20 protein-coding genes are annotated in these 24,035 nt (G+C 56.7%); 10 read left to right on the top strand and 10 right to left on the bottom strand.

All coding sequences use genetic code 11. The features are described from left to right. Nucleotides 1–45 precede the first annotated feature (45 nt). Together QGH09_09770 and QGH09_09775 are read left to right on the top strand one after the other, a co-directional pair. The gene (locus tag QGH09_09770) at nt 46–882 is read left to right on the top strand and encodes a 3'-5' exonuclease (GenBank protein ID HJO18472.1); all 837 of its coding nucleotides are present in this window, start codon (nt 46–48) and stop codon (nt 880–882) included. A gap of 93 nt (nt 883–975) precedes the next feature. After that, nucleotides 976–2,154: a DNA recombination protein RmuC gene (locus QGH09_09775; GenBank protein ID HJO18473.1), complete on the top strand. Its 1,179-nt coding sequence runs from the start codon at nt 976–978 to the stop codon at nt 2,152–2,154. A 13-nt stretch (nt 2,155–2,167) separates the two neighbouring features. On the opposite strand, the gene QGH09_09780 is transcribed toward QGH09_09775, so the two are convergent. Next, nucleotides 2,168–2,443 carry a hypothetical protein gene (locus QGH09_09780; GenBank protein HJO18474.1) on the bottom strand — a complete coding sequence of 92 codons (276 nt, stop codon included), beginning with the start codon at nt 2,441–2,443 and terminating at the stop codon, nt 2,168–2,170. Nucleotides 2,444–2,643: 200 nt separating this feature from the next. Next, a complete protein-coding gene (locus QGH09_09785) occupies nt 2,644–3,426 on the bottom strand; it encodes a Dam family site-specific DNA-(adenine-N6)-methyltransferase (protein HJO18475.1) in 783 nt (260 codons plus the stop codon). Nucleotides 3,427–3,429: 3 nt separating this feature from the next. On the opposite strand from QGH09_09785, the gene QGH09_09790 reads away from it, so the two are divergent. Further along, the gene (locus QGH09_09790) at nt 3,430–4,140 is read left to right on the top strand and encodes a DUF523 domain-containing protein (GenBank protein HJO18476.1); all 711 of its coding nucleotides are present in this window, start codon (nt 3,430–3,432) and stop codon (nt 4,138–4,140) included. Here QGH09_09790 and QGH09_09795 read toward each other — a convergent pair. After that, nucleotides 4,131–6,155: a PQQ-binding-like beta-propeller repeat protein gene (locus tag QGH09_09795; protein ID HJO18477.1), complete on the bottom strand. Its 2,025-nt coding sequence runs from the start codon at nt 6,153–6,155 to the stop codon at nt 4,131–4,133. The two genes, QGH09_09790 and QGH09_09795, sit on opposite strands and share 10 nt — an antisense overlap. 138 nt (nt 6,156–6,293) lie before the next feature. Between QGH09_09795 and QGH09_09800 the strand changes: the two genes are divergently transcribed. Continuing rightward, complete coding sequence (locus QGH09_09800) at nt 6,294–7,316, top strand: SMP-30/gluconolactonase/LRE family protein (protein HJO18478.1); 1,023 nt, start codon at nt 6,294–6,296, stop codon at nt 7,314–7,316. An 18-nt stretch (nt 7,317–7,334) separates the two neighbouring features. On the opposite strand, the gene QGH09_09805 is transcribed toward QGH09_09800, so the two are convergent. Continuing rightward, nucleotides 7,335–8,210: a DUF481 domain-containing protein gene (locus QGH09_09805; protein ID HJO18479.1), complete on the bottom strand. Its 876-nt coding sequence runs from the start codon at nt 8,208–8,210 to the stop codon at nt 7,335–7,337. Nucleotides 8,211–8,412: 202 nt separating this feature from the next. Beyond that, a complete protein-coding gene (locus QGH09_09810) occupies nt 8,413–8,958 on the bottom strand; it encodes a PspC domain-containing protein (protein HJO18480.1) in 546 nt (181 codons plus the stop codon). Between the two features lie 190 nt (nt 8,959–9,148). Between QGH09_09810 and QGH09_09815 the strand changes: the two genes are divergently transcribed. Further along, the gene (locus QGH09_09815; protein HJO18481.1) at nt 9,149–10,924 is read left to right on the top strand and encodes an SLC13 family permease; all 1,776 of its coding nucleotides are present in this window, start codon (nt 9,149–9,151) and stop codon (nt 10,922–10,924) included. A 73-nt stretch (nt 10,925–10,997) separates the two neighbouring features. After that, on the top strand, nt 10,998–11,636 hold the full coding sequence (locus QGH09_09820; protein ID HJO18482.1) for a hypothetical protein: 639 nt from the start codon (nt 10,998–11,000) through the stop codon (nt 11,634–11,636). Here the strand turns inward: QGH09_09820 and QGH09_09825 are convergent. Further along, nucleotides 11,633–12,322: an SOS response-associated peptidase gene (locus tag QGH09_09825; GenBank protein ID HJO18483.1), complete on the bottom strand. Its 690-nt coding sequence runs from the start codon at nt 12,320–12,322 to the stop codon at nt 11,633–11,635. The genes QGH09_09820 and QGH09_09825 overlap by 4 nt on opposite strands. Before the next feature lie 375 nt (nt 12,323–12,697). Further along, nucleotides 12,698–13,717, bottom strand: coding sequence for a peptidyl-alpha-hydroxyglycine alpha-amidating lyase family protein (locus QGH09_09830; GenBank protein ID HJO18484.1), 1,020 nt, complete (start codon nt 13,715–13,717; stop codon nt 12,698–12,700). Between the two features lie 171 nt (nt 13,718–13,888). On the opposite strand from QGH09_09830, the gene QGH09_09835 reads away from it, so the two are divergent. Together QGH09_09835 and QGH09_09840 are read left to right on the top strand one after the other, a co-directional pair. Then, nucleotides 13,889–15,172, top strand: a complete 1,284-nt coding sequence (locus tag QGH09_09835; GenBank protein ID HJO18485.1) for a PQQ-dependent sugar dehydrogenase — start codon at nt 13,889–13,891, stop codon at nt 15,170–15,172. Nucleotides 15,173–15,233: 61 nt separating this feature from the next. Next, a complete protein-coding gene (locus QGH09_09840) occupies nt 15,234–16,778 on the top strand; it encodes a serine hydrolase (GenBank protein HJO18486.1) in 1,545 nt (514 codons plus the stop codon). A 47-nt stretch (nt 16,779–16,825) separates the two neighbouring features. On the opposite strand, the gene QGH09_09845 is transcribed toward QGH09_09840, so the two are convergent. Continuing rightward, on the bottom strand, nt 16,826–17,494 hold the full coding sequence (locus tag QGH09_09845; protein ID HJO18487.1) for a hypothetical protein: 669 nt from the start codon (nt 17,492–17,494) through the stop codon (nt 16,826–16,828). 140 nt (nt 17,495–17,634) lie between these two features. Here QGH09_09845 and QGH09_09850 point away from each other — a divergent pair, with 140 nt between their 5' ends. After that, complete coding sequence (locus QGH09_09850; GenBank protein HJO18488.1) at nt 17,635–18,948, top strand: PQQ-binding-like beta-propeller repeat protein; 1,314 nt, start codon at nt 17,635–17,637, stop codon at nt 18,946–18,948. 5 nt (nt 18,949–18,953) lie between these two features. Next, entirely contained in the window at nt 18,954–21,188 is a 2,235-nt protein-coding gene (locus tag QGH09_09855) for a discoidin domain-containing protein (protein HJO18489.1), read from the top strand. 25 nt (nt 21,189–21,213) lie between these two features. Here QGH09_09855 and QGH09_09860 read toward each other — a convergent pair whose 3' ends face one another. Next, complete coding sequence (locus QGH09_09860) at nt 21,214–21,945, bottom strand: PD-(D/E)XK nuclease family protein (protein ID HJO18490.1); 732 nt, start codon at nt 21,943–21,945, stop codon at nt 21,214–21,216. 27 nt (nt 21,946–21,972) lie between these two features. After that, nucleotides 21,973–24,018: a S9 family peptidase gene (locus tag QGH09_09865; GenBank protein HJO18491.1), complete on the bottom strand. Its 2,046-nt coding sequence runs from the start codon at nt 24,016–24,018 to the stop codon at nt 21,973–21,975. Nucleotides 24,019–24,035 lie beyond the last annotated feature (17 nt).

Here is a 24,035-nt window from a genome sequence, read left to right on the forward strand (position 1 = left end):
CACCACAAACTGCATCTCAGCCCTACACTAGACCGGATGAGCCAGATGAAATCACTCGACCTCGTATTGCGAGAACTTGCGGAAACGCTCAGAATCGAGCGACCCCTGACGGTGTTGGATGTCGAAACAACAGGCACCAACACCAGGCGTGACCACGTTGTTCAGTTCGCGGCATCCTCAGTGACCCCCAGCGGCGAGGTCACGCACATCAACGAATTCATCAACCCGGAGATGCCGATTCCAGCTGAAGTCACGGCCATTCACCACATCACTGATAGTGACGTGAAGGACAAGCCCGCCTTTCGTGAACACGCGCAGTCACTTGCCGACCAGCTCACTGGTCACGACTTCGTGGCCTACAATCATCGGTTTGACCGAGATGTTCTGACGGCTGAATTTGAACGGGCCGGTGTGCCGTCGCCCTTTGTGAATGCACATTGGCTTGACCCCTACAGGATCTGGCTGCATCTCGAGCCGCGTAAACTAATCAATGCCGTGGAGCGGTTCACGGGTGAACGGCCAGATGAGGCTGAAGCGCATCGGGCGAATGTGGATGTCGACCTTGCGGCTCAGGCCCTGGCCGGGCAACTGCGACGACACGCTGAAGCTGACTTGGATGCTACCTCGGTACAGGTACTTGCGGAAACAACCGCCCCCCGTCATCCGGATTGGCTCGATGCTGAAGGAAAGATCCGGTGGCGCGGCGGCACCGCAAGACTTAACTTCGGGAAACACCTCGACGTGCCACTACAGGAAGTCCTGGAATCCGACCGTAAGTATTTGGAGTGGATGGCTGGGGACCGGAGTAACTTCGGAGGTGATGTTAAAACAATTATCAGCCTCGTGCTACAAGGTAAAATGCCGGACGAACCAAAGCGTTAGTAATGGCCAACATTCACAGTCGACAAGCCCCAACCTTCACCGCCCTAGCCGTCTAGCACGAGCACGGCGGGACTGGGGTCACAGGAGCACCCGATGGTAGCAGGGATGAATCTCGTCGTCGGATTATTGGCCTTCATAACCGGGCTGTCAGTAGGGTGGTTTCTTGCACAGAAGAAATCCGCTGCTGCTCAACAAGAACGGGAGAGAGCGGCCGAGCAACAGAACACTTTCGTTGAAGAATCACTTAAGCAAATGAGTACTGCGTTTAAAGGGCTGGCCTTCGAAGCGCTTCAGTTGAACAACCAGCAGTTTCTTCAGAATACCGACGTCAAACTCAAGCCCGTAAATGACGCCCTTGAGAAGATGCAGGAAGCAACTAGAGCATTGGAACTGAAACGAGACAATGCCTACACGCTCCTGTCTAAACAGATTGGTGACATGCTGGGCGAATCTACCAAAATGCGGGAGAGTTCCGAGGAGATGCAGAATCTCCTCAAGGGCTCTAGCCAGGTACGCGGTAACTGGGGAGAATTACTGCTCGAAAGAATCGTCGAGTTTGCTGGCATGCAGAAACATGTCGACTTTGAGACGCAGTCAAAGCTTTCCGATGGCAGTCGTCCAGACATGGTAATCAAGCTCCCCAAAGATGTTGAAATCCCGGTCGATGCAAAATGTCCCCTGACTGCTTTTAAGAATGCTAAGGAGGCCACCAATCTGTCGCAAGCGAAGGAGCTAATGAAAGAGCATGCTAAAGCGGTTAAGGGACACGTGAAAGAATTAACGCGTCGGAACTATGCTGCGTTGACCCCAGGTGACATCGATTTCACGATCATGTTTATGCCTGGCGATCACTTGCTGGAAGCCGCCTTGGGAGTGGACCCAGAACTTCAAGATTATGCTTACGAGAACAAGATTCTGATCACCAACCCAGTCACTCTGGTGGCCTTATTGCGAACCGTTCGCATTTATTGGCAAAACGATGAAACAAATCGTGATGCACAGAAGATTGCTGATGCGGCCAATGAGTTATATACCCGGATTGAAGTGTGGATGAATAATTACGCCGACCTTGGTAAGGCCTTAAATACTGCTGTCACGGCCTACACGAAAACGCGGCAGAGCTATAGGGGGCGACTTGTGCCGTCCGGAAAAAGATTGCAAGCGACTAGCCTGACTCTCCGCGACAAGACTCCCTTAGACGACCCCCAGAAGGGCCCGCCCGAGGTGAATCTCATTCCAGATGACGCCTCAACAGACAGCGCCCAGGGGTAGCGCGTGAGCACTCCTACAGTTCAACAAAGGTGATGCCGAAGTTTTGAAAGTCCTGTCGGCGTGACCGGTGCAGCTCGGGATAACGCGCTCGGAGCTCTTGACCCGCCTCCGAGACTGCGTAGTCATCGCCCACCACATACATCCTGACCTGGCCCTGCAGGTGCATTGAGGCCAGTTCCATCTGCACGGCTTGCTTAATCTTTCCGCCGGTCCCGGTTGACCCGTAGCCGTGGACCAGCTTCAGCACCTTCACGCGACATGCACGGGCATCCGAGATCTCCCGTCTCATGTGCCTGAGCGCCTCCTCTACCACGGGAAGCCCTTCCTTTAGATTGACCGTGCGAATTTGCTCTTTCCGAGGAGAGGCGATTGAACCCTTGGTGGCCTGCGAGGGCTGTGGGGAATTACAGAAGGGACATTGCCACTCTGTGTCCTCAATCTCGTTGCCACAAACGATGCAAGCTTTCACGGTCTTTCCTGGATCACGCTTCAAGGCAACAGCGTAAGATTTCTGGTGGCGAGCACTTCACGAACCGGCTTCCGGTCGCCACTCGCACTGATTCGCCTCGGCGCATCGAGGTAGCGCACTTCGTACCCGAGCCGGCGATAGAGCGTTCGGATGCGGGGGGTCGCTTGGTTCACCAAAATGACGGGCCCAGGATGCTTAACGAGCCACTCCGCGACCCTGACCTGATCATCCCAACTGAACCCATCCTTGGCATAGGACGTAAAGGGCACGTCGTAAGGCGGGTCAGCGTAGACGAAATCCGTCTTACGAAGTTCGAGTGTGGAAAAATCACGAGTCGTAAACTCCCAAGCTTCAAAGACCTTACGATAGGCCAAAAACTCATTCGCGTAAGAGATGGTCTTGTAGCGACCAAACGGCACGTTGAAGACACCCCGTTTGTTGAATCGACAGAGGCCGTTATAGCCAGTTCGATTTAAATAGTAGAACAGTAAGGCCGCCTCACGCGTGTGACTCTTCCCCGCTTCTAGCAAGGCATTAAAGCGGTCCCGATGCGCGAAAAACATCTCCTTCTCATTCTTCATCGTAATCGCACTTCGGAGACCCTTCTTGACCCAACTGTAAAAATTGATGAGATGCGGATTCACATCGTTTAAAAGTGCGCGCCTAGGCCGTAAGCCGAGTGTGACAGCGAGGCCTCCACAGAAAGGTTCCACGAGGCGATAGTGGCTACATTGGTTCCACAGCGGACGAAGATGCGGCACCTGCCACCGCTTGCCCCCTGCCCACTTCAGAAGCGGTTTCACGACGTGATTCCTGCTCGCCAACTCGGTCATGCACTGACTAGTATTCTCGAAATTGGATTTCCGCGCACCAGAGTGCCTTGGCCTGCGCAGAAGAAGGTGACTGAACATGAACATCCGGCTTACCGTAAACTGGAGAACGGTCTCTTAAGCGAACCAAGCATGATGCCAGGAAAGAACACGACTCATCTCCCAGTCAGAATCGGTGTGTCGAGCTGCCTATTAGGAGAAGAAGTCCGCTTTGACGGTGGCCACAAGCGCGACTCCTTTCTTTTGCAGACACTCGGCTCGACGGTCGAGTGGGTCTCGGTATGTCCGGAAGTTGAGGTCGGCCTCGGCGCGCCCCGCGAAGCGATCCAGCTCATCCGTGATCGGGGAAACCCTAACGTTGTCAGGCTCGTGACGAGACAAACCGGTGTCGACCTCACGAGGCGTATGCGCGAATACGCGAGACGGCGGGTTCGCGAACTTACCAACGAACGATTAAGTGGGTACATCCTGAAAAAGGACTCGCCGACCTGCGGGATGGAGCAGGTCAAAGTGTGGCACCACAGAGGGACCAACGAACGGAACGGACGGGGAATCTTCGCGGCTGAACTACTACGCCAATTCCCGACCATGCCAGTCGAGGACGAGGGGCGTCTTCACGACCCGAAGCTTCTTGAGGCTTTTATCGACCGGGTATTTATGTATCACCGACTCCGAAACTACGACTGAGGTTCGTCCACGAGTGCGAAGGACAGAATGCTGGATGCGGCGGCCACACCAATATACTGTTTTCGGTTAAACATATACGTCATCGGAGACGCCTTCCATACCGCGTTAGTCTGAAAGTGCCAGAGTGGGGCTCCGGTACCAGCATCGACCGCCATAAGCGCGCCAGAGTCTTCACCGAAGAACACCAAGCCACCGGCGGTCGCGAGAGTGCCTCCCCAGGAATTCGCTGGGCCGGTCTGCGGCAGTTCCCACGCGATAGCACCGGTTCGAATATCGATTGCACGAAGAATCTTTTGCGCGGGGTCACCCGCCGCGTTCCGGGTCGAACCACCGTAATAGGACCGACCAGCCTCCCACTGCTCAGGCGTCCGTGTGTAGACCATGCAGTGCTCCAGAGTCTGCACGTAATAGAACCCGGTATCTGGATGAAACGACGTGGAAAACCAGTTGGTCGCGCCCTGCACCGCCGGACAGACCGTCGTCCCCTCAGCAGAGGGTTGTTGTCCAGGATTGAGTTCAGGCCGTCCATCCGAACCGACGCCACTGGCCCAGGTAAGCTTTCGCACGAAGGGCTCCGCCAGCAACAGGGTCCCGTCAGTTCGGTCGAGGACGTAAAAAAACCCGTTCCGGTTCGCGTGCAGTAGAAGCTTACGGAGTTGCCCATTCCACTTCCGGTCAACGAGCACGGGCGGCTGCTGCGCATCCCAGTCCCACAAATCGTGCGGCGTGTACTGGTAATGCCAGCGCAACTCGCCGGTCGAGGGGTCAAGCGCAAGAATGGAGTCGGAGTATAAGTTGTCGCCTAATCGCTCGCTACCGTCGTAGTCTGGACAGGGATTGCCAGTCGGCCAGTAAAGGGTGTCGAGGTCAGGGTCGTAGGTACCGGTGAGCCAGGTGGCCGCGCACGGGTGCTCAATATCTCTACCGACCCAGGTCTCTGAGCCTGGTTCACCCCGCAGGGGCACGGTCCAAAATCGCCAAGCTTCCCGTCCAGTTTTGCGGTCAAACGCTGCGAGAAATCCGCGGACCCCTTCATCGCCACCAGAGACACCCGATATCACCAACTCACCCACCATGAGCGGTGCAGAAGTCGCACCGTAGTTCTCCCGCCAGTCTGCCATCTCGGTGTCCCACAACAACCGACCAGTGAAGCGGTCGAGTGCGATCAGATGCGCGTGGTCCGTGACCATGAACACCTGACTACCCGAAACAGCAACACCGCGATTAATCCCGGCACCGGCATCACCCGCCACACCTTCCGTGCGTGGACGTTGATAATGCCAAAGTTCACGCCCGGTACCGGCGTCAAGTGCGTAACACTCGTTGCCGCTCGTTACATACATGATGCCATCGACCACCACGGGCGTGACCTGGAGACGCCCGGTGCCCGGTAGTGTGAATACCCAATGCGGTGCAAGTCGTGAGACCGTCGTTGGGTTGACCTGGTCAAGGAGACTGTAGCGATTGCCACGAACGTCCCCGTTATAGGTAGGCCAATCCACTTCCGACGTCACCCGGCGATAACGCTCACCAGACCGGCGTAGCAGGTGAATGCGCGGTTCATCGCCGCTGGAAAGCACCTGGAGTTCGGTCGAACTACGATTGAGGCGATTCCCGACGAGCATGCTGCCATCGACCATCTCAACCGTGACTGGCGGCAACGCGGCATCCACGAGCGGTCGTAACGTTCGTACAAAGGGAATGAGAGCCCGCAATTCAGGGTCCGTCAACACCACACTAGGCATTCCTTCATCAGGCAAGCCTTCACGAATAAGTGTCGTCAGTTGCTCGTCGGATCGCTGTGAGAGGCCCTCCACAATTGAGAGGCCAAACTCTCCTCCTTGGCCGTCAGCGCCGTGGCAACGCGCGCACAGGCGCTCATAGTTTCGGCGGCCAGCCTCCTGAACAGTGACCGGGGTGATCGAGACTGGCGTGACCTCACCACCCAACTGACCATTGGTTCCCAGACCCAACACCAATAACGCGACACCGAAATTCGCGACACGGGTATACATGAGCCTCCTTTTATACCGACACTCTTCCGATATGGCCAGTCTTCGTTGAAACAGGGACCAGCACCCGAGGAGGCCCTTATGGCAAACTACAGGTGCGCTTAGGTCACCATGACATGGGCAGGCAGACGGGGTGAAGTCATGACGAAATGGATTGCAGTGAGCATGCTCGTAGGGTTCTGTGGTGTAAGTGGTTGTATCTCTGAGCCGGAAGAACCGGTGATTGACCCAACGCCTGAGCTAGAGACCAGTGCAGGGTCGATATTAAGAGTGGACCCGGCTCTTGATGCAATCGTGCCGGTCGACGCCCGCATTGAAAAGCTCCATGCAGGGTTCGCGTTCACCGAGGGTCCAGTGTGGGTGCAGCAGCCAAGTCCGCACTTACTATTCAGCGACGTTCGCGGAAACGCGATCTATAAGTGGACACCGAATGGCGACCTGAGCGATTTTATGAATCCGGTCTTCGATGGTGAAGGTCCGTCAGTGGGGTCCAACGGACTCACCCTCGACCCCGAGGGACGATTGATCCTCATGGAGCATGGAAAGCGACAGGTAACCCGCATTGAATCTGATGGCACCCATACCGTCCTGGCAGACCGCTACGAGGGTAAGCGACTGAACAGTCCGAATGATGGCGCTTACAGTGCTGACGGTTGGCTCTACTTCACCGACCCTCCTTACGGACTACCTCAACAAGACAAAGACCCCGCCAAAGAGTTGGACTTTAGCGGCATATACCGACTGAGCCCGGCGGGCGACCTAGAGTTGCTCAACCGTGAACAGACTCGGCCCAATGGCATCGCTTTTTCCCCGGACGGGTCCACGCTTTATGTGGCGAACTCTGACGCCGAACACAAGGTCTGGATGGCCTACAACGTAATGGATGACGGCTCACTCGATAGCGGGCGGATCTTTTTCGACGTCACCGCGGAAATAGCTTCCGGTTCACCTGATGGCTTAAAGGTGGACCAGGAAGGACACGTGTTCGCCACCGGTCCAGGCGGCGTATGGGTGCTAGACCCGACCGGAAAACACCTGGGCACGATCCAGCCCAACGAGGTTCCATCGAATGTGGCCTGGGGTAACGACGGCCGTACGCTCTACATGACTGCACGTACTGGGTTATACCGTGTCGCGCTCACCACTCAGGGACTCATGCCCTAGCCCGCATCCGTAGCGCAGCTAGAAATTCACAACAAGCGCGAGTGTATACAGATGGTCCAACTTGTTCAGCTTGGCTAGAGCCGTCTGCCCCGTAAAATTACCGAACGGGTATTGCAACGGAACTCCAACGAGAGACGGACGGCTGTCGTAAAGCACCTGCCAGCTCAGCTTCAGTGCGAGAGGACCGCTCACGGCCACCGCCATCGAGTTAGTAAGGTCGACTCGGAAATCGGTCCGGTCTTCAAGATTCTCGTCCGCGATAAGGGAACTCTCGAACGCGGTGGTCTCATTGGCTTGATACCGATAGCTCCATGACAGTCGCACCCCAAAAAATGCGTCGTCGGTCGCAGGATCATCAATGACTTCATCCTGAATCGTATAAGTGAAGGCGTAGTCGGTCTGCAAGGCAACCGTGTCATCGTCCAGCCAGGTATTACCGATACCAGCTGCAGCAGAATAGCGACTGGCAACACCGGTAAAGGTGTTTCGAGTCCAGCCAGCACCTCCATACAACAGGCCCCAACGGGACAGCGGATACTCATATCGGCCTCGGGCGAAGTAGTTCTCGGCCGTGGTTCGAGAGGTGGATTCCTTAACGAGGTCGAAGTTGGTTAATGACGGGCCAACCGCACTCCGCGTGGTCTTCGTGGACGACGCTCGAATCGCACCGCCCTCCAGCAACACCGACCTATCGTCCCAGTTTCGCCTCAGACTGTTACGAAGCCCAAGGGTCCTAGATGACGCGTTGCCACCCGTGAACACAAAGTTGACATCAGCCGAACCGACCCAACCGCTTTCCTCTTCCTCTGTTTCCTGTCCAGCAGACAACGGAGCCACACCGGCTAACCAGAGTGCCGTCGCCAATATCAGTCCAGGCCGCAACCACCGCCCCATCTCAGAACTACCCTCCTCAATAAGGAAACATACTGCCCGAGGAACCGCCAGCTCTCTTGAACCGCCACAGAATAGTACAACGCATAATCATGAAAAGCCGGTTAGATTCAGCGCTTTTTCCATGGGGCACCAAGAGGAACTTAATACCCAGATAGCGTTGGGATGGGTGGCCTACCGCGTCTCCCGTACTCGAATTGGGAGTTTACACGCCAAGAAATTCGTCGGGTACCGAACTGTCCGCATTTCCTTCCGGGGGCGACGGCATCACGAGCCAAGCCACCAGATAGACGAGAACCCCACCCACAATCACCCCTGGGACAATGGACAGCACGACCCCGAGAAGACGAACGGCAGTGGGGTCAACCCCGAAATACTCACCGAGTCCACCACAAACACCGCCAATCTTACGGTTGGTCGCAGACTGGGTTAACTGCCGACCGGGGTCAGCGGGGCCTCGAGCCTGTTCCCCTGGTATGAGGAGCCACGCCACCAGGTAAGCCACGATGCCACCGACCAACGCACCTGGCACGATGGTCACGATAGCCAACAGAACTCGAATAACGGTGACGTCGACTTCGAAGTATTCAGCAAGGCCACCACACACACCGGCAATTTTTCGGTTAGTGTCCGACCGGCGGAGTGGCCGCTCCGTGCCGTGCAACGCAGCAGCACCTCGCTGATCAGCTCCGCAGTTCATACAGAAATTGGCGCCGTCAGGCAGTTCGTGATCGCATTCCCCACACGTCATGACATCCTCTATCGAAGCCTTGATCGAACCTGCCTTTTACCCTACCACAGCTGGCGTTTAACCGTACTCAGGGGAAACAGTTCAGACTTCAGTTTGACTGGTTGGAACAAACAAGACATCCTTTTACGACCGTCGCCCTGACTTTGACCGTGCGCACGAACGTTAGCCTGCACCGTGGACCGTCCTCGCGATGAATCCTGAACAGCTGTTTCTCTTTGCGCTACTCTTTGGGATCTTCGTTCTGCTGTTGTGGGGCCGGATCAGATACGACATCGTCGCTTTCGGAGCTCTGACCGTTGCTTACATCGGCGGCGCAATCCCCCAAGAAGCAGTGTTTGCAGGTTTCGGCCATCCAGCAACCCTAATCATCGCCTTGGTTCTAATTATCAGCCAAGGGCTCTACGGTTCAGGCGCAATCGAAGTCATAGCCAAGCACCTGGTGAGTACCTCAAGAGGGTTGCGTGTCCATGTAGCGGTCATGTCCACCGTTGGCGCGGCCCTGAGTGCAGTGATGAACAACGTTGCCGCACTGGCGTTGCTCATGCCAGTGGATATGCAAGCCGCAAAAAAGGCAAAGCGTAGCCCCGCCCTCACCCTGATGCCGCTCTCCTTTGCGTCAATTCTTGGTGGAATGGTGACATTGATCGGCACCCCACCCAACGTCGTGATCGCAACCTTTCGGGAAGAGGCCCTTGGAGCCCCCTACAGCATGTTTGACTTCGCGCCGGTCGGATTTGTCGTGGCGATCGTCGGCGTCAGTTACGTCACATTTATCGGTTGGCGATTGATTCCCATCGAGCGGAGCCAACTCGACAGCGCCGAGGAGCTGATGGACCTTCGTGGGTACATCGGGGAAGGCACAGTGCGAGATGGGTCGAAAGCGATCGGCATGACGTTGCGTGAATTACAGTCATTGGCTCCCGAGGAGGAGGTGGTCCCGTTCGGGTTGGTTCGACGTGGAGAGCGACTCTCTGGCCGTGTCCTCGACGAGGTGATCCGCAAGGGTGACGTAATCGTGTTAGAAGGTGCCCCTCAAGCCATCGAACAATTCCTCGGAGCAACCGGGCTCGACTATGCCGGTGCTCAGAAACATACCGGTGTAGCTAGTGAAAGCCTCGAACTCCTCGAGGTAGTGGTGCCAGATGGTGCGCGGGTCGCGGGCCGGACCGCACTCGACATCCGTCTCCTTTATCAGAGGGAAGTGACACTCCTCGGTGTCTCACGTCGCGGACGTCGTTTCCGCGACCGCGTACGAAAATTACGCATCGAACCCGGGGATATCCTGTTACTGCTTGGCCACTCCAAAAGCCTGCCGGATGTGGTCGAGTGGTTAGGTTGCCTCCCGCTGGCCGACCGAGGCATCCGGGTGTTCCAGCGGAGCAAGGCCTGGATGGCGGTGCTGGCCTTTGGCGCAGCAGTCCTAGCAGCAAGCCTTGGCCTGCTCTACCTGCCGGTGGCCCTCGGTGCCGTAGCCGTCGTTTACCTGCTACTGCGTATTGTGCCGTTGTCTCGACTCTATGAGTCGGTCGAATGGCCGGTGATCGTGTTACTCGGTTGTCTAATTCCGATAGGAACCGCCCTTGAGGAAAGCGGCAGCACTGCCCTCATCGCCGAGGGCATCGTGGCCTTGGCGCAGGGACTGCCTGTTGTGACCGTCCTCGCCATCCTCATGATCATCACCATGACTCTGTCTGACGTACTGAACAATGTCGCCACGGCCTTGATCGCAGCTCCCATCGGCGTCGATATCGCCCACCGCCTTGGCGTGAGCCCTGATCCATTCCTCATGGCCGTTGCGGTCGCCGCGTCGTGCGCCTTCTTGACGCCGATCGGACACAAGAACAACACGATTATCATGGGTCCAGGCGGATACAAGTTCGGGGACTACTGGAGGATGGGGCTTCCGCTAGAATTACTCGTCGTCGCTGTTGGGTTGCCGATGATTCTCTTAGTTTGGCCCCTATGAAGCATCCCCAGTCAAGCATCCGTACACGACCAGGTTCACGTTCGCCGTCGCTAGTCAGCACAGGAGGCATCCTATGGCATTGAGGGCGCATCAACCATCCGCAGTCATTCTCGGAGTGTCCCTTCTTGGACTCACGCTTGCGTCTTGTGGTTCCTCTGGGGTCTCAACTGCCCCGGATGCCCCCTCGGAAACACGAGCCACACTGAACAAGTTGGTGGACGCCAATCTCGTGCTCCTAGCCACAACAAGAACCTCGACGATGCAACGGGAAATGCAGGAGGTTGCAGATGCAGGGTATTCCTTGGCTGGACTCCAAGGTGGCAAGACCGGAGGAGGATTTTGGGAACTGGTGGTGGTCATGCAGCGTAATCCAGAATCGACACCCAGGACCGAGTACAGGTTACTTGCAACCGTTAAGACCTCCACAATGGAGGAGGAACTTCAACGAGCAGGTAATGCCGGATTCTTCTACCGCGCCCAAACAAGCCTCGACAAGCAGACCGTCGTAATTCTGGAACGGAACCGAGACCTGGAAAGTATCCAGCGGATTGAATACAAACTCTTAGCAACGACCAAAACCTCGACCATGCAACAGGAACTTCTAACAGCAACAGCTGCGGGATTCAATTTTGCGGGTGTGACAGTGGCGGAACATTTGTTTGGCGGGAAAGAGGTCGTGACGATTCTCAGTCGTCCGGTGACCGGGAACTAAAAAAGCGTCTGGCGGGCCGACAAGGGAATAGACTGCAGGCACTCAACAGAATCGTGGGCGGGATTATTGACGTAGTCGCTCACCGGGATTACTTCCATCGCCGACGCGGGAAACGGCTCACAAAACTGGTGGATACTCTCTGACCCAGTCCACGGCACCAGCCAAGCCTCTCGCTGTTGACGATTCAGCATAACGGGCATGCGTTTATGGATTGGTTCGACTAATGCGTTAGCAGCGGTCGTTAGAATAGTGAAGGTCTCGAGCACGTGGCCCTCCGGACTACGCCAACCATCCCATAGCCCAGCAAATCCAAACGGAGCGCCATCGTTGAGGCGAACCAGGTAGGGTTGCTTACCCCCTGAAGACCTCTGCCACTCATAAAACCCGTCCGCCGCCACAACGCAGCGACGGTGAACGACGCTATCGCGGAACGCGGGTTTCTCAGCTACCGTTTCGACCCTGGCATTAATCATGCGGCGGCCGCTCGTGGGGTTTCTCACCCATGATGGGACCAACCCCCACCGCATTTCTGTCAGGCGCCTTGAACCGTCCTCACCGACAGTGACCACCGTTGACCTCTGCCCGGGCGTGACGTTGTAGCGCGCCTCAATCTCAGGGTGCTCGTTCTCGCCGACCAACTCAAGCAAGATAGCCTCAGGATTGGTCACTGTGAAACGGCCGCACATACCGAGAGAATACCAAGCGCCTCTGCGGTGGTCTAACGGAAACCGGTTTTAGGAAATAGAGTGGGCAGAAGGTGGCGTCGCGAGACCCGTGCAGACTACAAAACCCCTGCCAGGCGCATCACGGTTTCAGACTTATGACGAATCTCAGTCGCTACCTGGAAAGGGTCCCCCTCCACGAACTCTGACCGAAAGAGTTCAACTGATAGCGCCCCTGTATACCGCTTGTCAGCCAATTTCCGAAGGATTCGTACCACCGGCGCGATTCCATCACCGGGAATCCGTCGTGAATCATTTTACTGAACGAGCCGTTGGACCCTCCTGCTCAGACATCCGGGTCCACCAGAGCATCCCCGTGGACCGACTTCCACATGAATCCTACGGCTTGACATGCTTCCTTAACGCACGTGGACCAACCTCAGCACCATAAACGTTACCCTCGTTATCGATGGCCACACCTTCTGCTGCACTCGTGCCCGCGTTATCCTGGTCCGGCTCGGGATCAGGAATGAAAGCCACAACGAGCCCGTCACTGACACTTGCGATCCGAATGCCTCGTTTAAACCCGGGATTCCGCCGCCAGTTCGATTCCGAATCTGCGATGTAAAGCATGTCGTTCGTATCAATGCTCAAGCCACTCGCCCGGCCAAATCCGAAAAAGTCCCTGATGAACTCACCATCCTGGTCGAACACCTGTATGCGACGATTGCTCCGGTCACCGACATACAACAGGCCCTGCGAATCCATAGCGAGCGCGTGAGGCGTTCGAAACTGACCAGGCTCAGAACCTGTTTCACCCCACTCCGTAATGTAGGCGCCATCACTTGAAAATTTCACGATCCGATTATTCCCATTGGCGGGATGTCCGTCACCCACAAAAATGTCACCGTTTGGTGCCACGAGCACATCATTCGGTTGGTCGAATGTCTCCTCGGTGCGTCCCGCAACACCTGCGGTTCCAAGGCGCATCAACACTTCACCCTCTGGGCTGAACTTGATAACTTGGTGTCCGCGGTTACCCTCACCACGGGCATCGGCCACCCACACATTCCCCTGATCATCCACGTCAATTCCGTGCGGCCACACGAACATCCCAGCACCAAATCTCGTAAGAAGGTTGCCGTCTTTATCAAACTGAAAGACCGTATCCAAATCATCGTGACCCACACAGGTGTTCTCGCCACACCGATCAAGAGCCCAGATGGTTTCACCATCCGGAGAAACCTCGACCGCACTCGTTGATCCCCAGGCCCGTCCATCAGGAAGCGGAGCCCAGATCCCCCCCACAGTACGATACGGATTGGGTGCCTGGTTTTGTGCAGACACGGTCTCCACAGCACACGTGAACACGAGAATCAGACCGCATAGCACGGAGACAACTCGACCTGCATTGAACATGGCAGCCCTCCTAAAGTTAAAACATTTGGAGCCAGAGTGTATCACTGGACGCCAGCAACAACCACTGACCCTACACTGCGAACCAGGCCTAGTGTGTTGAAGAATTAGGGGTGCATACCTGCTAATGAGATAATCACACTCGAGTAATCAGATCTCGGAAACGGAGAAGCCATGAAACGACTATTCAGCAAGATTGCATTAGCTGGCTGCGGCATCTTGGTCATCGGAACTCTCCCGGTGAACGCTCAGGCAAACCTCCCCGCCTGCGACCCGGACAATGGCGGCATCACGTTACCGGACGGATTCTGTGCGATGGTGGTAGCGGACGACCTCGGTGCCGCCCGTCACCTGACCGTCGCACCGAACGGTGACCTGTATGTCGCAATCCGTAACCAAGGAGCACCTGCTGACATCATTGCTCTCCGCGATACCACGGGGGATGGTCGAGCTGACCACCAAGAACGATTCGGTAGAGATGGGGGCACGAGCATTGGCCTCCATAACAACTACCTCTACTTCGGTCGGGATACGGCCATCGAGCGCTTCCGAATGCGCGCGAACGAACTCATTCCCGAACAACCACCAGAACTGCTCGTTACCCTGCCCGACCAAGAGGGTCATCGTGCTAAAGGGTTTGCCTTTGACGGTACCGGGGGCATGTTTGTAAACGTTGGCGCTCCTTCTAATGCCTGCCAACCCGGCGGACGCGTACCTGAAGAGGCTGGTGAAAACCCCTGCTCGTTACTTGACCTCCATGGTGGCGTGTGGAGGTTCGACGAGAATGCAGCGAACCAAACTCAGGAAACTGGCACGCATTTCGCTACCGGCATGCGACAGAACTTTGCGATGGCATGGCATCCGACCGAAGGTGGGCTGTATTTAGTCCAGCACGGACGCGACCAACTCAACACGCTATGGCCAGGGCGGTTCACCGACGAGCAGAACGCCGAACTTCCTTCGGAAGAGTTCCTAAAGATTGAGGAAGGCTCCAACTTCGGTTGGCCTTATTGCCATCATGACTGGCAGCAAGGAAAACGTATCCTTGCACCAGAATACGGCGGCGATGGGCAACTGGTCGGACAGTGCGACCAGTATCCGCTCCCTCTCATCGGATTTCCTGGCCACTGGGCGCCGAACGCGTTGCTTTTCTACACCGGAGATCAGTTTCCCTCTCGCTATCAAGGTGGAGCATTTGTCGTGTTCCATGGCTCTTGGAACCGTGCTCCCCTACCCCAAGGCGGCTACAACGTCGTGTTTGTGCCATTCACGGGAGATGCACCGACGAACGGGGAATACGAAATCTTCGCAGACGGTTTCGCCGGACAGACGCCTCTGATGGAACGGAACGACGCAACCTACCGACCCTCAGGGGTCGCGGAGGGTCCAGACGGCAGCCTGTATATTTCGAACGACAAAACAGGCCGAATCTGGCGGGTAATCTACCAAGGTAATTAATGCTGGACGAGATGCGTCGTTGGACATTCTGGAGACAACCTAGGGGCATACGGGGGATTCGATGAGTCAGGTTTCTTTACGAACAACAATCGCTGGATGCGGCGTAGTTTTACTGTTCACATCGATGGCGTGCAACCGCGTCAGCGATGGTGAAGCTGACACAGAACTCTCACCGCGCGACGCGCTCATCGCCAGGGCGACCGCTTTGGAATTGGACACCCCTTATGTGCCGCCACCGGGTGACGCACTGACACATCACACCTCCGGCTTCGCTAAAGTGCTCTGCTCGGCCGTCTTCATCACAGGCCTCGACGCAGACTTCGCTGCCGAAAGTATCGGCTATTTCCAAAGCCCTTACGACGAACGCGCGAAGGTCGCCGACCGGGTTGTGGACCTGGAAAAGAAGGAAGTTCGTCTCACTCTTCCAAACGGCGTCACACGTGTGGCTAGATACCTCGGAGACCAAGGATGCGTGACCCTCCCCATCGGGGAGGACGAGGTCTACTTCACCCCGACGGTGATTGAAACTACGCTACCCGACGCTTCGACGGAGCCTTGGCCCATGGGTGACCTGCTTCCCGACGAGCCGTTCCCGGCCGGCTTGGACATGGAGAAGGTCGCTGAAGCCGTCAACGCGGCGTTTGAGCCACCCGAAGGTCTGACCGCAGCCTTTGTTGTGACCTGGAAAGGACAAATTATCGGAGAACGGTATCGCGACGGCATCACGATGCACACGTCGCTTGAGAGTTGGTCGATGGGCAAGAGCTTAACGGCTACGCTTATGGGCATTCTTATTCATCAAGGCGTGTACGATCTTTGGCAACCTGCCCCGGTCCCGGAGTGGCAAGGCGAAGGCGACCCACGCGCCAACATTCGCATCGCCGATATCCTCAGGATGTCAAGCGGTCTCCGCTGTCGAGCGCCCGGCGACCCTGACCTCGACCCGTCACTCGGTTATCTCGATCACCTCTACCTGTATACAGGCGGTGTAAATTCCTTCGAGTGGGCCGCCACTAGGCCGCAACAGTGGCCACCGAACACCGTGGGTCGCTATCGAAACTGTGACCCGGTGCTCACAAACTATCTGATTCGGCTCGGTGTCGAAGGACGCGGTGAGGACTACCACTCGTTTCCCCAACGCGCGCTCTTTGACCAGATCGGCGTTCGTCACATGGTCATGGAAACGGACCCCTTCGGGAACTTTCTCTTGCAAGGCGCAGAGTTTGGCACTGGACGGGATTGGGCTCGCCTAGGCAACCTGTATCTACAGAACGGCATGGCGAACGGCGTCCAACTCTTTGCGGAGGATTGGGCGGAGTTCGTGAGCACACTGGCGCCAGCGTGGGAGGCCGATGGCCGATTGGTTTACGGTGCGTTTTTCTGGCTGAATCTCACCGGTAGTAATCCGATTCCCGAAACCGCCTACTCCATGCGAGGCGCCGGTGGCCAATCCACAACCATCATTCCGTCACACGACCTCGTGGTGGTCCGCCTCGGCCACTACAAGGGCGCAGGACCAGGCGGTGATGGCTTACGTAACGCCCTCGCCCTCCTGGTTGAGGCGGTACCTGAAAATCAAGACTTGGAAGCTGCGACCGCACCTTAAGAGAAAGCGCGGACTTACCCGTGGAGCCGTGGGCTCCGGTTCTGACCCTATGACGGTTCCGCGTCATAGACTCGTCGAAGCTCTCGACGGTCTCCATTATTGGCTCGACCGCCAACAAATCGTGAAGTCACAATCAACTGTTTACCTTCCGGGCCTGTCAGACGAACTTCATAGGCTTGTTCCAGCTTCACCTCGATGCGGGAATCCAATGAGATGTCCGTCACGAGCTTTTCATTTTCCCATCGCGTTCTTCGAGTGACCTGCATGCTGGTACCGGCGATCCCTTTGTGTGCCTGGTCATCAGACACTAAACGAATCACACGCCCGTCATCGTAGGTTGCCACAATCTCATTCTCGATCGTTACAATGGTCATCCGGCGTGGAGCAGTCAACAGGTCTCTCACCGCTTCCTGGACCTCTTGACGAAGCCGCGCCAACTCTTCACGGTTAGGAGGCCTTCCTCCCGCGCGACCACGACCACCGGGACGGCTCCCTCGGCGACCAGCTGCCCCACGGCCACGACCCTGCCCGCGGACATCACCGACGCCTTCGAGACGAGCTCGCGGCTCATCACTGAGGTCAGTATTGAGCACCCAGACTCCCTCGAGAGATGCAGCAGCGGACTCCGGTTGGGCAACGTCGCTGCTCAACACCAAGGCGTCTCCAAACACTCCACCTAGCGCAATGACGACCACGACTGTCAATGTGAACCGCATCAACCGCTCCCTCTCCTGAAGTCCGATCCACGTATCCCTAATTACCAGATAATTATGCCTTCTTCGGACCCGACAGGTGTTTCAATTTCCATCACCGGTATAATCGTTCACATCGCGTCTTAAATGTGGTTGAGATGACTATGCATCATTCCCAACACTGTCGGCGCACCGCACGTCAAATCGTGTGCACGTGCGTTTTCGCACTGTTACTGGCCAGTCCGTATCAAGCTGCTGGCCAAGGGGCTGACGCGGTCCGGATGATCGTTCCCGACGGCGAAGCCCAAAACTACTGGCCACGCTGGCGGGGCCCATCGGGTCAGGGGTTAGTGGAGGGAACCGGTTATCCCGACACGTGGTCCGACACAGAGAACGTCATCTGGAGAGTGGAAGTGCCGGGTGAGGGCGCTTCCTCGCCCATTATTTGGGCCGACCAAATTTTCCTGACCACCGCGGACGACCGCGTCGGGACGGTATCAGTGGTGAGCTTCCGCCGGTCCGATGGCGAACGACTCTGGCAAACCGAGGTACCGGACACAACCGGTGAACACATCCACCAAAAAAACACCCACGCATCGGCCACGGTCACCACGGACGGACACCTGGTCTACGCGTCGTTCGGTAGTAAAGGACTCGTCGCTATGGATTTCGATGGGCGCCTCGTCTGGCACCGCTCATTTGGAACAATTAGCAACTATCACGGCACGGCCGGCTCTCCCCTTCTCTACAAAAACACAATCATCCTTTACCAAGACCACAGCGGCGGTTCACAGGGGGGAGCATTTGTTGCGGCTTTCGACAAACAGTCGGGAGAGCCGGTCTGGCGTACCTCCCGCCGTGCAAGCGTCGGTTGGGGCTCACCAATTGCCATCCACACTGGTGAGCGTGATGAATTAATCGTCAGCAGTCAGCGCCGCGTCCAAGCCTACAATCCAAATACTGGTGTGGAACTTTGGAATTGCGGAGGCAATCTCTTTGAAGTGATCCCAACCCCAGTCGTTGGCCACGGCATGGTGTTTTGCTCCTCTGGCCGCGCTGGTCCAACCCTCGCAATCCTGCCTGGCGGCAGTGGCGATGTTACGGCTACGCACGTGGTGTGGAAAAGTCCAAAGGGGTCCCCGTTTGTCCCCTCACCGCTTTTGTCCGGCAATCGACTCTACCTCGTGAATGACATGGCGAGCATTGTGACCTGTTTCGACGCTCGCCGCGGTGTGGTGCTCTGGCAAGGCCGCCTCGGCCGCGCCACCCGCGAGGGCTTCTCCGCTTCACCGGTGGCCGTGGATGGAAAAGTCTTCATTACAAATGACCTTGGGGAGACGTTCGTCATACGCGATGCCTCGGAATTCGAAATACTCCACGTGAACGAACTGCACGCGAAGACCCTCGCGTCACCAGCATTGGTTGATGGACGGTGGTACTTTCGGACCAACCGTGAGCTCCTTTCGATCGGGAACTAAGCGTAGTGGTACGACGTATCACAGACCTTCTATTTAAGCCCGGTCGACTGGCCACCTTCCGGTCCTCTCTCGAGGCCACCTCTCTGCGCGAGGTCGCACTGGTTGTCGGAGCCTTCACCGTTACCGCATGTGTCGCCACCTATCCGCTGATTTTCCATCTTGGCGACACGCTCCCTAGTGACCTCGGTGACCCACTGTTAAATACCTGGATTCTGGCATGGGATGCCGACCGCATTCGTTACGGACTCCAGGGGCTGTGGGATGCGCCAATGTTCTACCCCTACGTCAACACCCTGGCCTACTCCGAACATCTGCTAGGCGTAGCAGTGTTCACGGCACCTATTCAATGGGTCACTGGAAACCCCATGATTGGGTATAACGCTGCGTTCCTCGCCTCGTTTGTCCTCGCCGGCAGCGGCATGTATCTGCTGACGAGTTCACTCACTGGCAGTCGCGTGGCTGGCCTCGTCGGCGGAATCGCGTTTGCGTTTCTACCCTACCGGGCTGACCAAAGTGGCCACCTCCAAGTCTTGATGTATGGGTGGATGCCCGTCGCACTCTGGGCACTCCATCGCTACTTCGCGACCGGGAAACGGCTAGCACTCACCGGCTTCGCTGTCGCCTTTCTACTCCAAGGATTTTCGAACGGTTACTTCTTTTACTTTTTCGCTGCGGCTGTACTTGTCGTTACCACTGCCGAGTTCGCAACCCTGGTCCGGTCACGTTCTCGAGTCATCCTTGAGCTAGCCGTCGCCGCGCTTCTCATGATGGCGGTAACGATACCGGTCTTAAAAGGGTATCTCGACGCGCGCGAGACCCAACCGCTGTATCGAACTCGGGGCGAGATGGTGATGTATAGCGCGGATACCTTGTCATACTTTCACGCCTCACCGAGACTCACCGTGTGGGGCAACGTGCTACCACCAGGCAAGCCCGAAGGGGCCCTCTTTCCCGGCTTCGGCCTGCTGGCGCTAGCTGCATTCGGTCTAGTGACCGCCTTCATGCGAACGCAACGCGGACCCCGCCTTGGGCGGGTCGCTGTCGTGTATGGCGTGGTTGGGGTAGTCGGGTTCGCGTTCTCCCTCGGTCCGGAGTTGACTCATGGTGGTACCCGTCTATTGGAAAGCACACCCTATGACTGGTTCCTTGGTGTAGTGCCAGGACTTGATGGGCTGCGCGTGCCGTCACGATGGGCCGTCATTGTGTTCCTCGCGCTGACGGTGCTCGCCACTCTCGGCGCGCGTCGCCTCATCGATTTCTTTCCGAAACGTGTCGCCATGGCACTTTGTGCGGTCATCACCACCGTGTTCATCGTTGAAGGTGCTCACCCGGTCACCCTCGAACCGTTCATCCAACGAGCAATTCCACAAGAACGAGCCGCCTATGAGTGGCTTCGTCAACAGCCTGCAGGGGCGGCAATCGTTTTCCCTATTCAACCCCGCGACACCATCGTGAATACCATGCGCTATGTCTATCGGACCTTGGAACATCGGCATCCCATCGTGAATGGGTATAGCGGGTTTTCGACAACGTTGGTGCAGACCCTTCAGCGGTTTCAGCGGGAATTTGATGAGTATGGCGACGTGCTTCGGGGATTGCGCAAACTCGGCGTGCGATATGTCGTCGTGCACGAGCATCGGTACCAAGACACGCCATGGATGCGGGCCGCAGACCGCTCAGCCGTGATGACCGCGCTCCGTGCAGAATCGGACCAGCTTGTCGCGCGCCATCCGTTCGGCTCTAGTTCGGTCTTTGAGCTCCGTCCGTGGAACGAACCAACGGTCGATTCACCGGAGGACCAAGGCCTGACACCGGTCGACCTCTCGACCCTTGAACTCACCGCGTCGCACGAATCCGATCGGCTCCAGAATGCTCTTGATGGCAACGTGGCCACCCGTTGGACCACCGACCGACCCCAAGCCGGAGACGAGTGGATTGAAGTGGTGTTCGAACATCCGACCGATGTCGCGCACGTGCGCCTCTCAATGGGTAGTAGCCTCTACGACCATCCACGGCAGCTTGTCGTCGAGGGAAGCGACGACGATGGGCAGACTTACACGGAACTCTACCGAGGGCATGGGTTTCCTGGCTTCATGCTCGGACTCGTTCATGAACCAGATTCGCTGCCGGTCGATGTTGGGCTACCGCCCAACCGGTCACGGATACTGCGATTTCAGCAAACTGGACGGACGCCATCGTTTTACTGGTCGATTCACGACCTCCACCTCTGGACTCGCTAAGGGAACTTACGTAGGGCGTGCTTCATTAGTCCCCGCCACGCATAGCCGAATAATCGCAGAACTCGCAGCTGGCACTCTTGGTAGGGGGCTCATCTTGCATGAGGCACTCGTGGGCTTTAAGAATGCACCCCTCCACCCAACCATCGTTGCCCTCGTAAGAGATAACATCAATATCAAACTCTAATCGACCGTTAAAACCAGGTCGGTCCCGCTTACCGTTGCAATACACGAAGTATCCTGTTTTGGATACGGTCAACCCATTTCCCCGTAAGAGCCACTGGTAAATCTCCATCTGCCGCTTGTAGGACTTCTGCCAAGGGGCGTCGATATTCACCCTGTCATTCTTACTCGTCGCCTTGTAATCAACCACCGCATACGTTGAATCTCCTGTTACCCACAGATCATCAATCGCGCCTGAAATTTCAAGGTTAGTTGCCGCATGGTGCACCTTGACGCCCAAAAAATTATTTCGCCACTCATCTAACTGTTCGTGCGGAGCCGGAATCGCGTCAATCCCCGCATCTTGCATGAGTGGGTGCGCTTCACCACGTTGTCGATATCCATCAAACTCCTTCTTGAGAAGGTGGTCGACTGCCGAGTTGAGATTAAAGGGAAACCCTGGCGGCTGCTGGATACCGACTCGCCGGTCAAGGTAAAAACATCGTGGGCACCTTTTGAATTGCTCGAGCTTCGAGCGGGACAACCGATAGGTTGCTGTTCCAGACGGATCAAATAAATTCCTCGTGCGTCGGGGCATATCTTCCTCAAGCCAAGCCGACGGCCCCTACGGCCGCTGGGGCTGCTCGGTGTGCGCCATCGACGGCCGCGAATATCTCTCGAACCAATGCTTCAAATACGCCTGTGTCCTGAGAAAGTTCGACGGGGTACGTGACGTCCCATGCCACTCATTGTTAAAGCGCACCATCGCCGTCGGCACTTTCAACAATTTCAATGCGCTGTAGAACTGTTCGGTCTGCGGCATCGGCGTCCGGAGGTCATTCACGCCAGTCATCAGCATTGTCGGCGTCGTGACATTACCCACATAGGTCAAGGGTGACCGGCGGAGGTGCTCACTCGGGTCATCCCATGGCAGTTCCTGGAAGTTCTGATACCAGGTAGCCCCATCGGTGGTGCCTACGAAACTTACCCAATCGATCACGGGACAATTCGAGGAGGCCGCTGCAAAGCGGTCCGTATGCCCAACCACCCAGGCAGTCAACACACCGCCGCCACTACAACCGGTGACAAAGAGGTTTTGCGAATCCACGAAGCCTTTGTCGAGCAGGACATCGACCCCAGCCATTAAGTCGTCGTAATCCTTACTCGGATAGGCGTTCATGATCTCATTGCCGAAGGCACTGCCATACCCGGCACTACCCCGAGGATTCGTATACAAGACGACGTAGTCCTGCGCCGCCTGCCACTGCCATCCAAAATTGAAACCAACACCATACATGCCATGTGGGCCGCCATGGATATGCAGTTGCATCGGGTAATCACGGCTCGAGTCGAAGTCGGGAGGAGTGATATACCACCCTTGAACCTGTAGCCCGTCCGTCGACGGATACCAGATTTCCTCGACAGTCCCCAACGCTTTCCCGGTCAGGATGTCGTCATTCACGGCGGTGAGCTGCGTAATCGCAGTCGGCGCTTCAACAGTAAACGTGACCACGTCAGGCGGCGCATAGAAACTCGTTCGCACGCCGACCGCAGTACCGTCGTCACTCAGGTCGGACACGGTCAATAGATGTTGACCCTGCGTAACGGGGTGCACTGTACCGGCACCAGGTCCAGTTGTTGGGAGGAAGTATAAGTTGCCAGTACCTTCGGTCCGACTGCTGAGGTAGAGCCCGCTCCCATCCGGCTTCCAGATGAGATTTGACGGCTGACGGTCCCACGCCCCCGACGCGAGCCGAGGATTTGAACCATCGATGTTCATAAGATAGACCTTGCGCGTAATGTAAGTGTCGCGCGTCCAGTCATAGCCCGTGTAAGCCACCTGTTGCCCGTCCGGAGACACAACCGGAGCTTGGTCGGGCCCCCTTCGCGTCGTTAACGCTCGGATGTCACCGCTAGCTAGGTCGACCACGTAAATCTCGCTTTCCCGCCATTGATAGTCCGCGTCATCAACCCGTAATGAACTGAATAGGAGACTTCGACCATCTGGCGTCCACGCCGTACCTGAGTGATCCCATGACCCATCAGTCAACTGCCGCGCTGTACCGCCGGAAGCCGGCACCACAAAAAGATGTCGGGAGAGGTCATCAGTGAAACCCTGCCGGTCCTGGCGATAATCGAGCCGCTCAATGACCCGCGGAGCCTTCGTCCACGTAGCTCCTTCGGGCGCCTCTGGGATGTCAATCGGCCACGTATTCGGCTCTTGGACCGTCATCGTGAACGCAATCAAGTCACCGTCGGGTGCCCAGGACAAACTGCCGGGGCCACGCTCTACTCGGGTGATCTGAGTGGTTGCGCCTTCAGCATCCATCCATCGCACAAACACCTGGGACCCCTTCGGTTCTCCCTCAGCAACAAACGCGATGCGATCCCCACTGGGCGACCATCGAGCGCCCGAGCCTTCGACCAGAAAGCGATTGCGAGACCCGTCCGTATCCATAATCCAGAGCGACGATTCGCGCCGATCGTTTACTTTGTCAATCCATTGACGAGAGTAGATCACCTGTTGACCATCTGGCGACAGTCGAGGGTCAGATACTGACTCGTATTCGAGATAGAGGTCCAACGTCAGACGGTTGTCTGCGTCTTGCGCCTCGGCTGAGGCGGACAACACCGTGAATACCACTACTAGTCCGAACACCGAGATTCGCATCGCGTCTCCTTCAGGAT

Source organism: Vicinamibacterales bacterium (assembly GCA_036012125.1).
GTDB lineage: Bacteria > Acidobacteriota > Vicinamibacteria > Vicinamibacterales > UBA823 > UBA11600.

Bases quoted from the DNA above. Each gene is read 5' to 3' on its own strand.
- QGH09_09770 (HJO18472.1), top strand. From the start codon at position 46: ATGAAATCACTCGACCTCGTATTGCGAGAACTTGCGGAAACGCTCAGA.
- QGH09_09775 (HJO18473.1), top strand. From the start codon at position 976: ATGGTAGCAGGGATGAATCTCGTCGTCGGATTATTGGCCTTCATAACC.
- QGH09_09780 (HJO18474.1), bottom strand. From the start codon at position 2,443: ATGAGACGGGAGATCTCGGATGCCCGTGCATGTCGCGTGAAGGTGCTG.
- QGH09_09795 (HJO18477.1), bottom strand. From the start codon at position 6,155: ATGTATACCCGTGTCGCGAATTTCGGTGTCGCGTTATTGGTGTTGGGT.
- QGH09_09800 (HJO18478.1), top strand. From the start codon at position 6,294: ATGACGAAATGGATTGCAGTGAGCATGCTCGTAGGGTTCTGTGGTGTA.
- QGH09_09805 (HJO18479.1), bottom strand. From the start codon at position 8,210: ATGGGGCGGTGGTTGCGGCCTGGACTGATATTGGCGACGGCACTCTGG.
- QGH09_09810 (HJO18480.1), bottom strand. From the start codon at position 8,958: ATGACGTGTGGGGAATGCGATCACGAACTGCCTGACGGCGCCAATTTC.
- QGH09_09815 (HJO18481.1), top strand. From the start codon at position 9,149: ATGAATCCTGAACAGCTGTTTCTCTTTGCGCTACTCTTTGGGATCTTC.
- QGH09_09820 (HJO18482.1), top strand. From the start codon at position 10,998: ATGGCATTGAGGGCGCATCAACCATCCGCAGTCATTCTCGGAGTGTCC.
- QGH09_09825 (HJO18483.1), bottom strand. From the start codon at position 12,322: ATGTGCGGCCGTTTCACAGTGACCAATCCTGAGGCTATCTTGCTTGAG.
- QGH09_09830 (HJO18484.1), bottom strand. From the start codon at position 13,717: ATGTTCAATGCAGGTCGAGTTGTCTCCGTGCTATGCGGTCTGATTCTC.
- QGH09_09835 (HJO18485.1), top strand. From the start codon at position 13,889: ATGAAACGACTATTCAGCAAGATTGCATTAGCTGGCTGCGGCATCTTG.
- QGH09_09840 (HJO18486.1), top strand. From the start codon at position 15,234: ATGAGTCAGGTTTCTTTACGAACAACAATCGCTGGATGCGGCGTAGTT.
- QGH09_09845 (HJO18487.1), bottom strand. From the start codon at position 17,494: ATGCGGTTCACATTGACAGTCGTGGTCGTCATTGCGCTAGGTGGAGTG.
- QGH09_09850 (HJO18488.1), top strand. From the start codon at position 17,635: ATGCATCATTCCCAACACTGTCGGCGCACCGCACGTCAAATCGTGTGC.
- QGH09_09860 (HJO18490.1), bottom strand. From the start codon at position 21,945: ATGCCCCGACGCACGAGGAATTTATTTGATCCGTCTGGAACAGCAACC.
- QGH09_09865 (HJO18491.1), bottom strand. From the start codon at position 24,018: ATGCGAATCTCGGTGTTCGGACTAGTAGTGGTATTCACGGTGTTGTCC.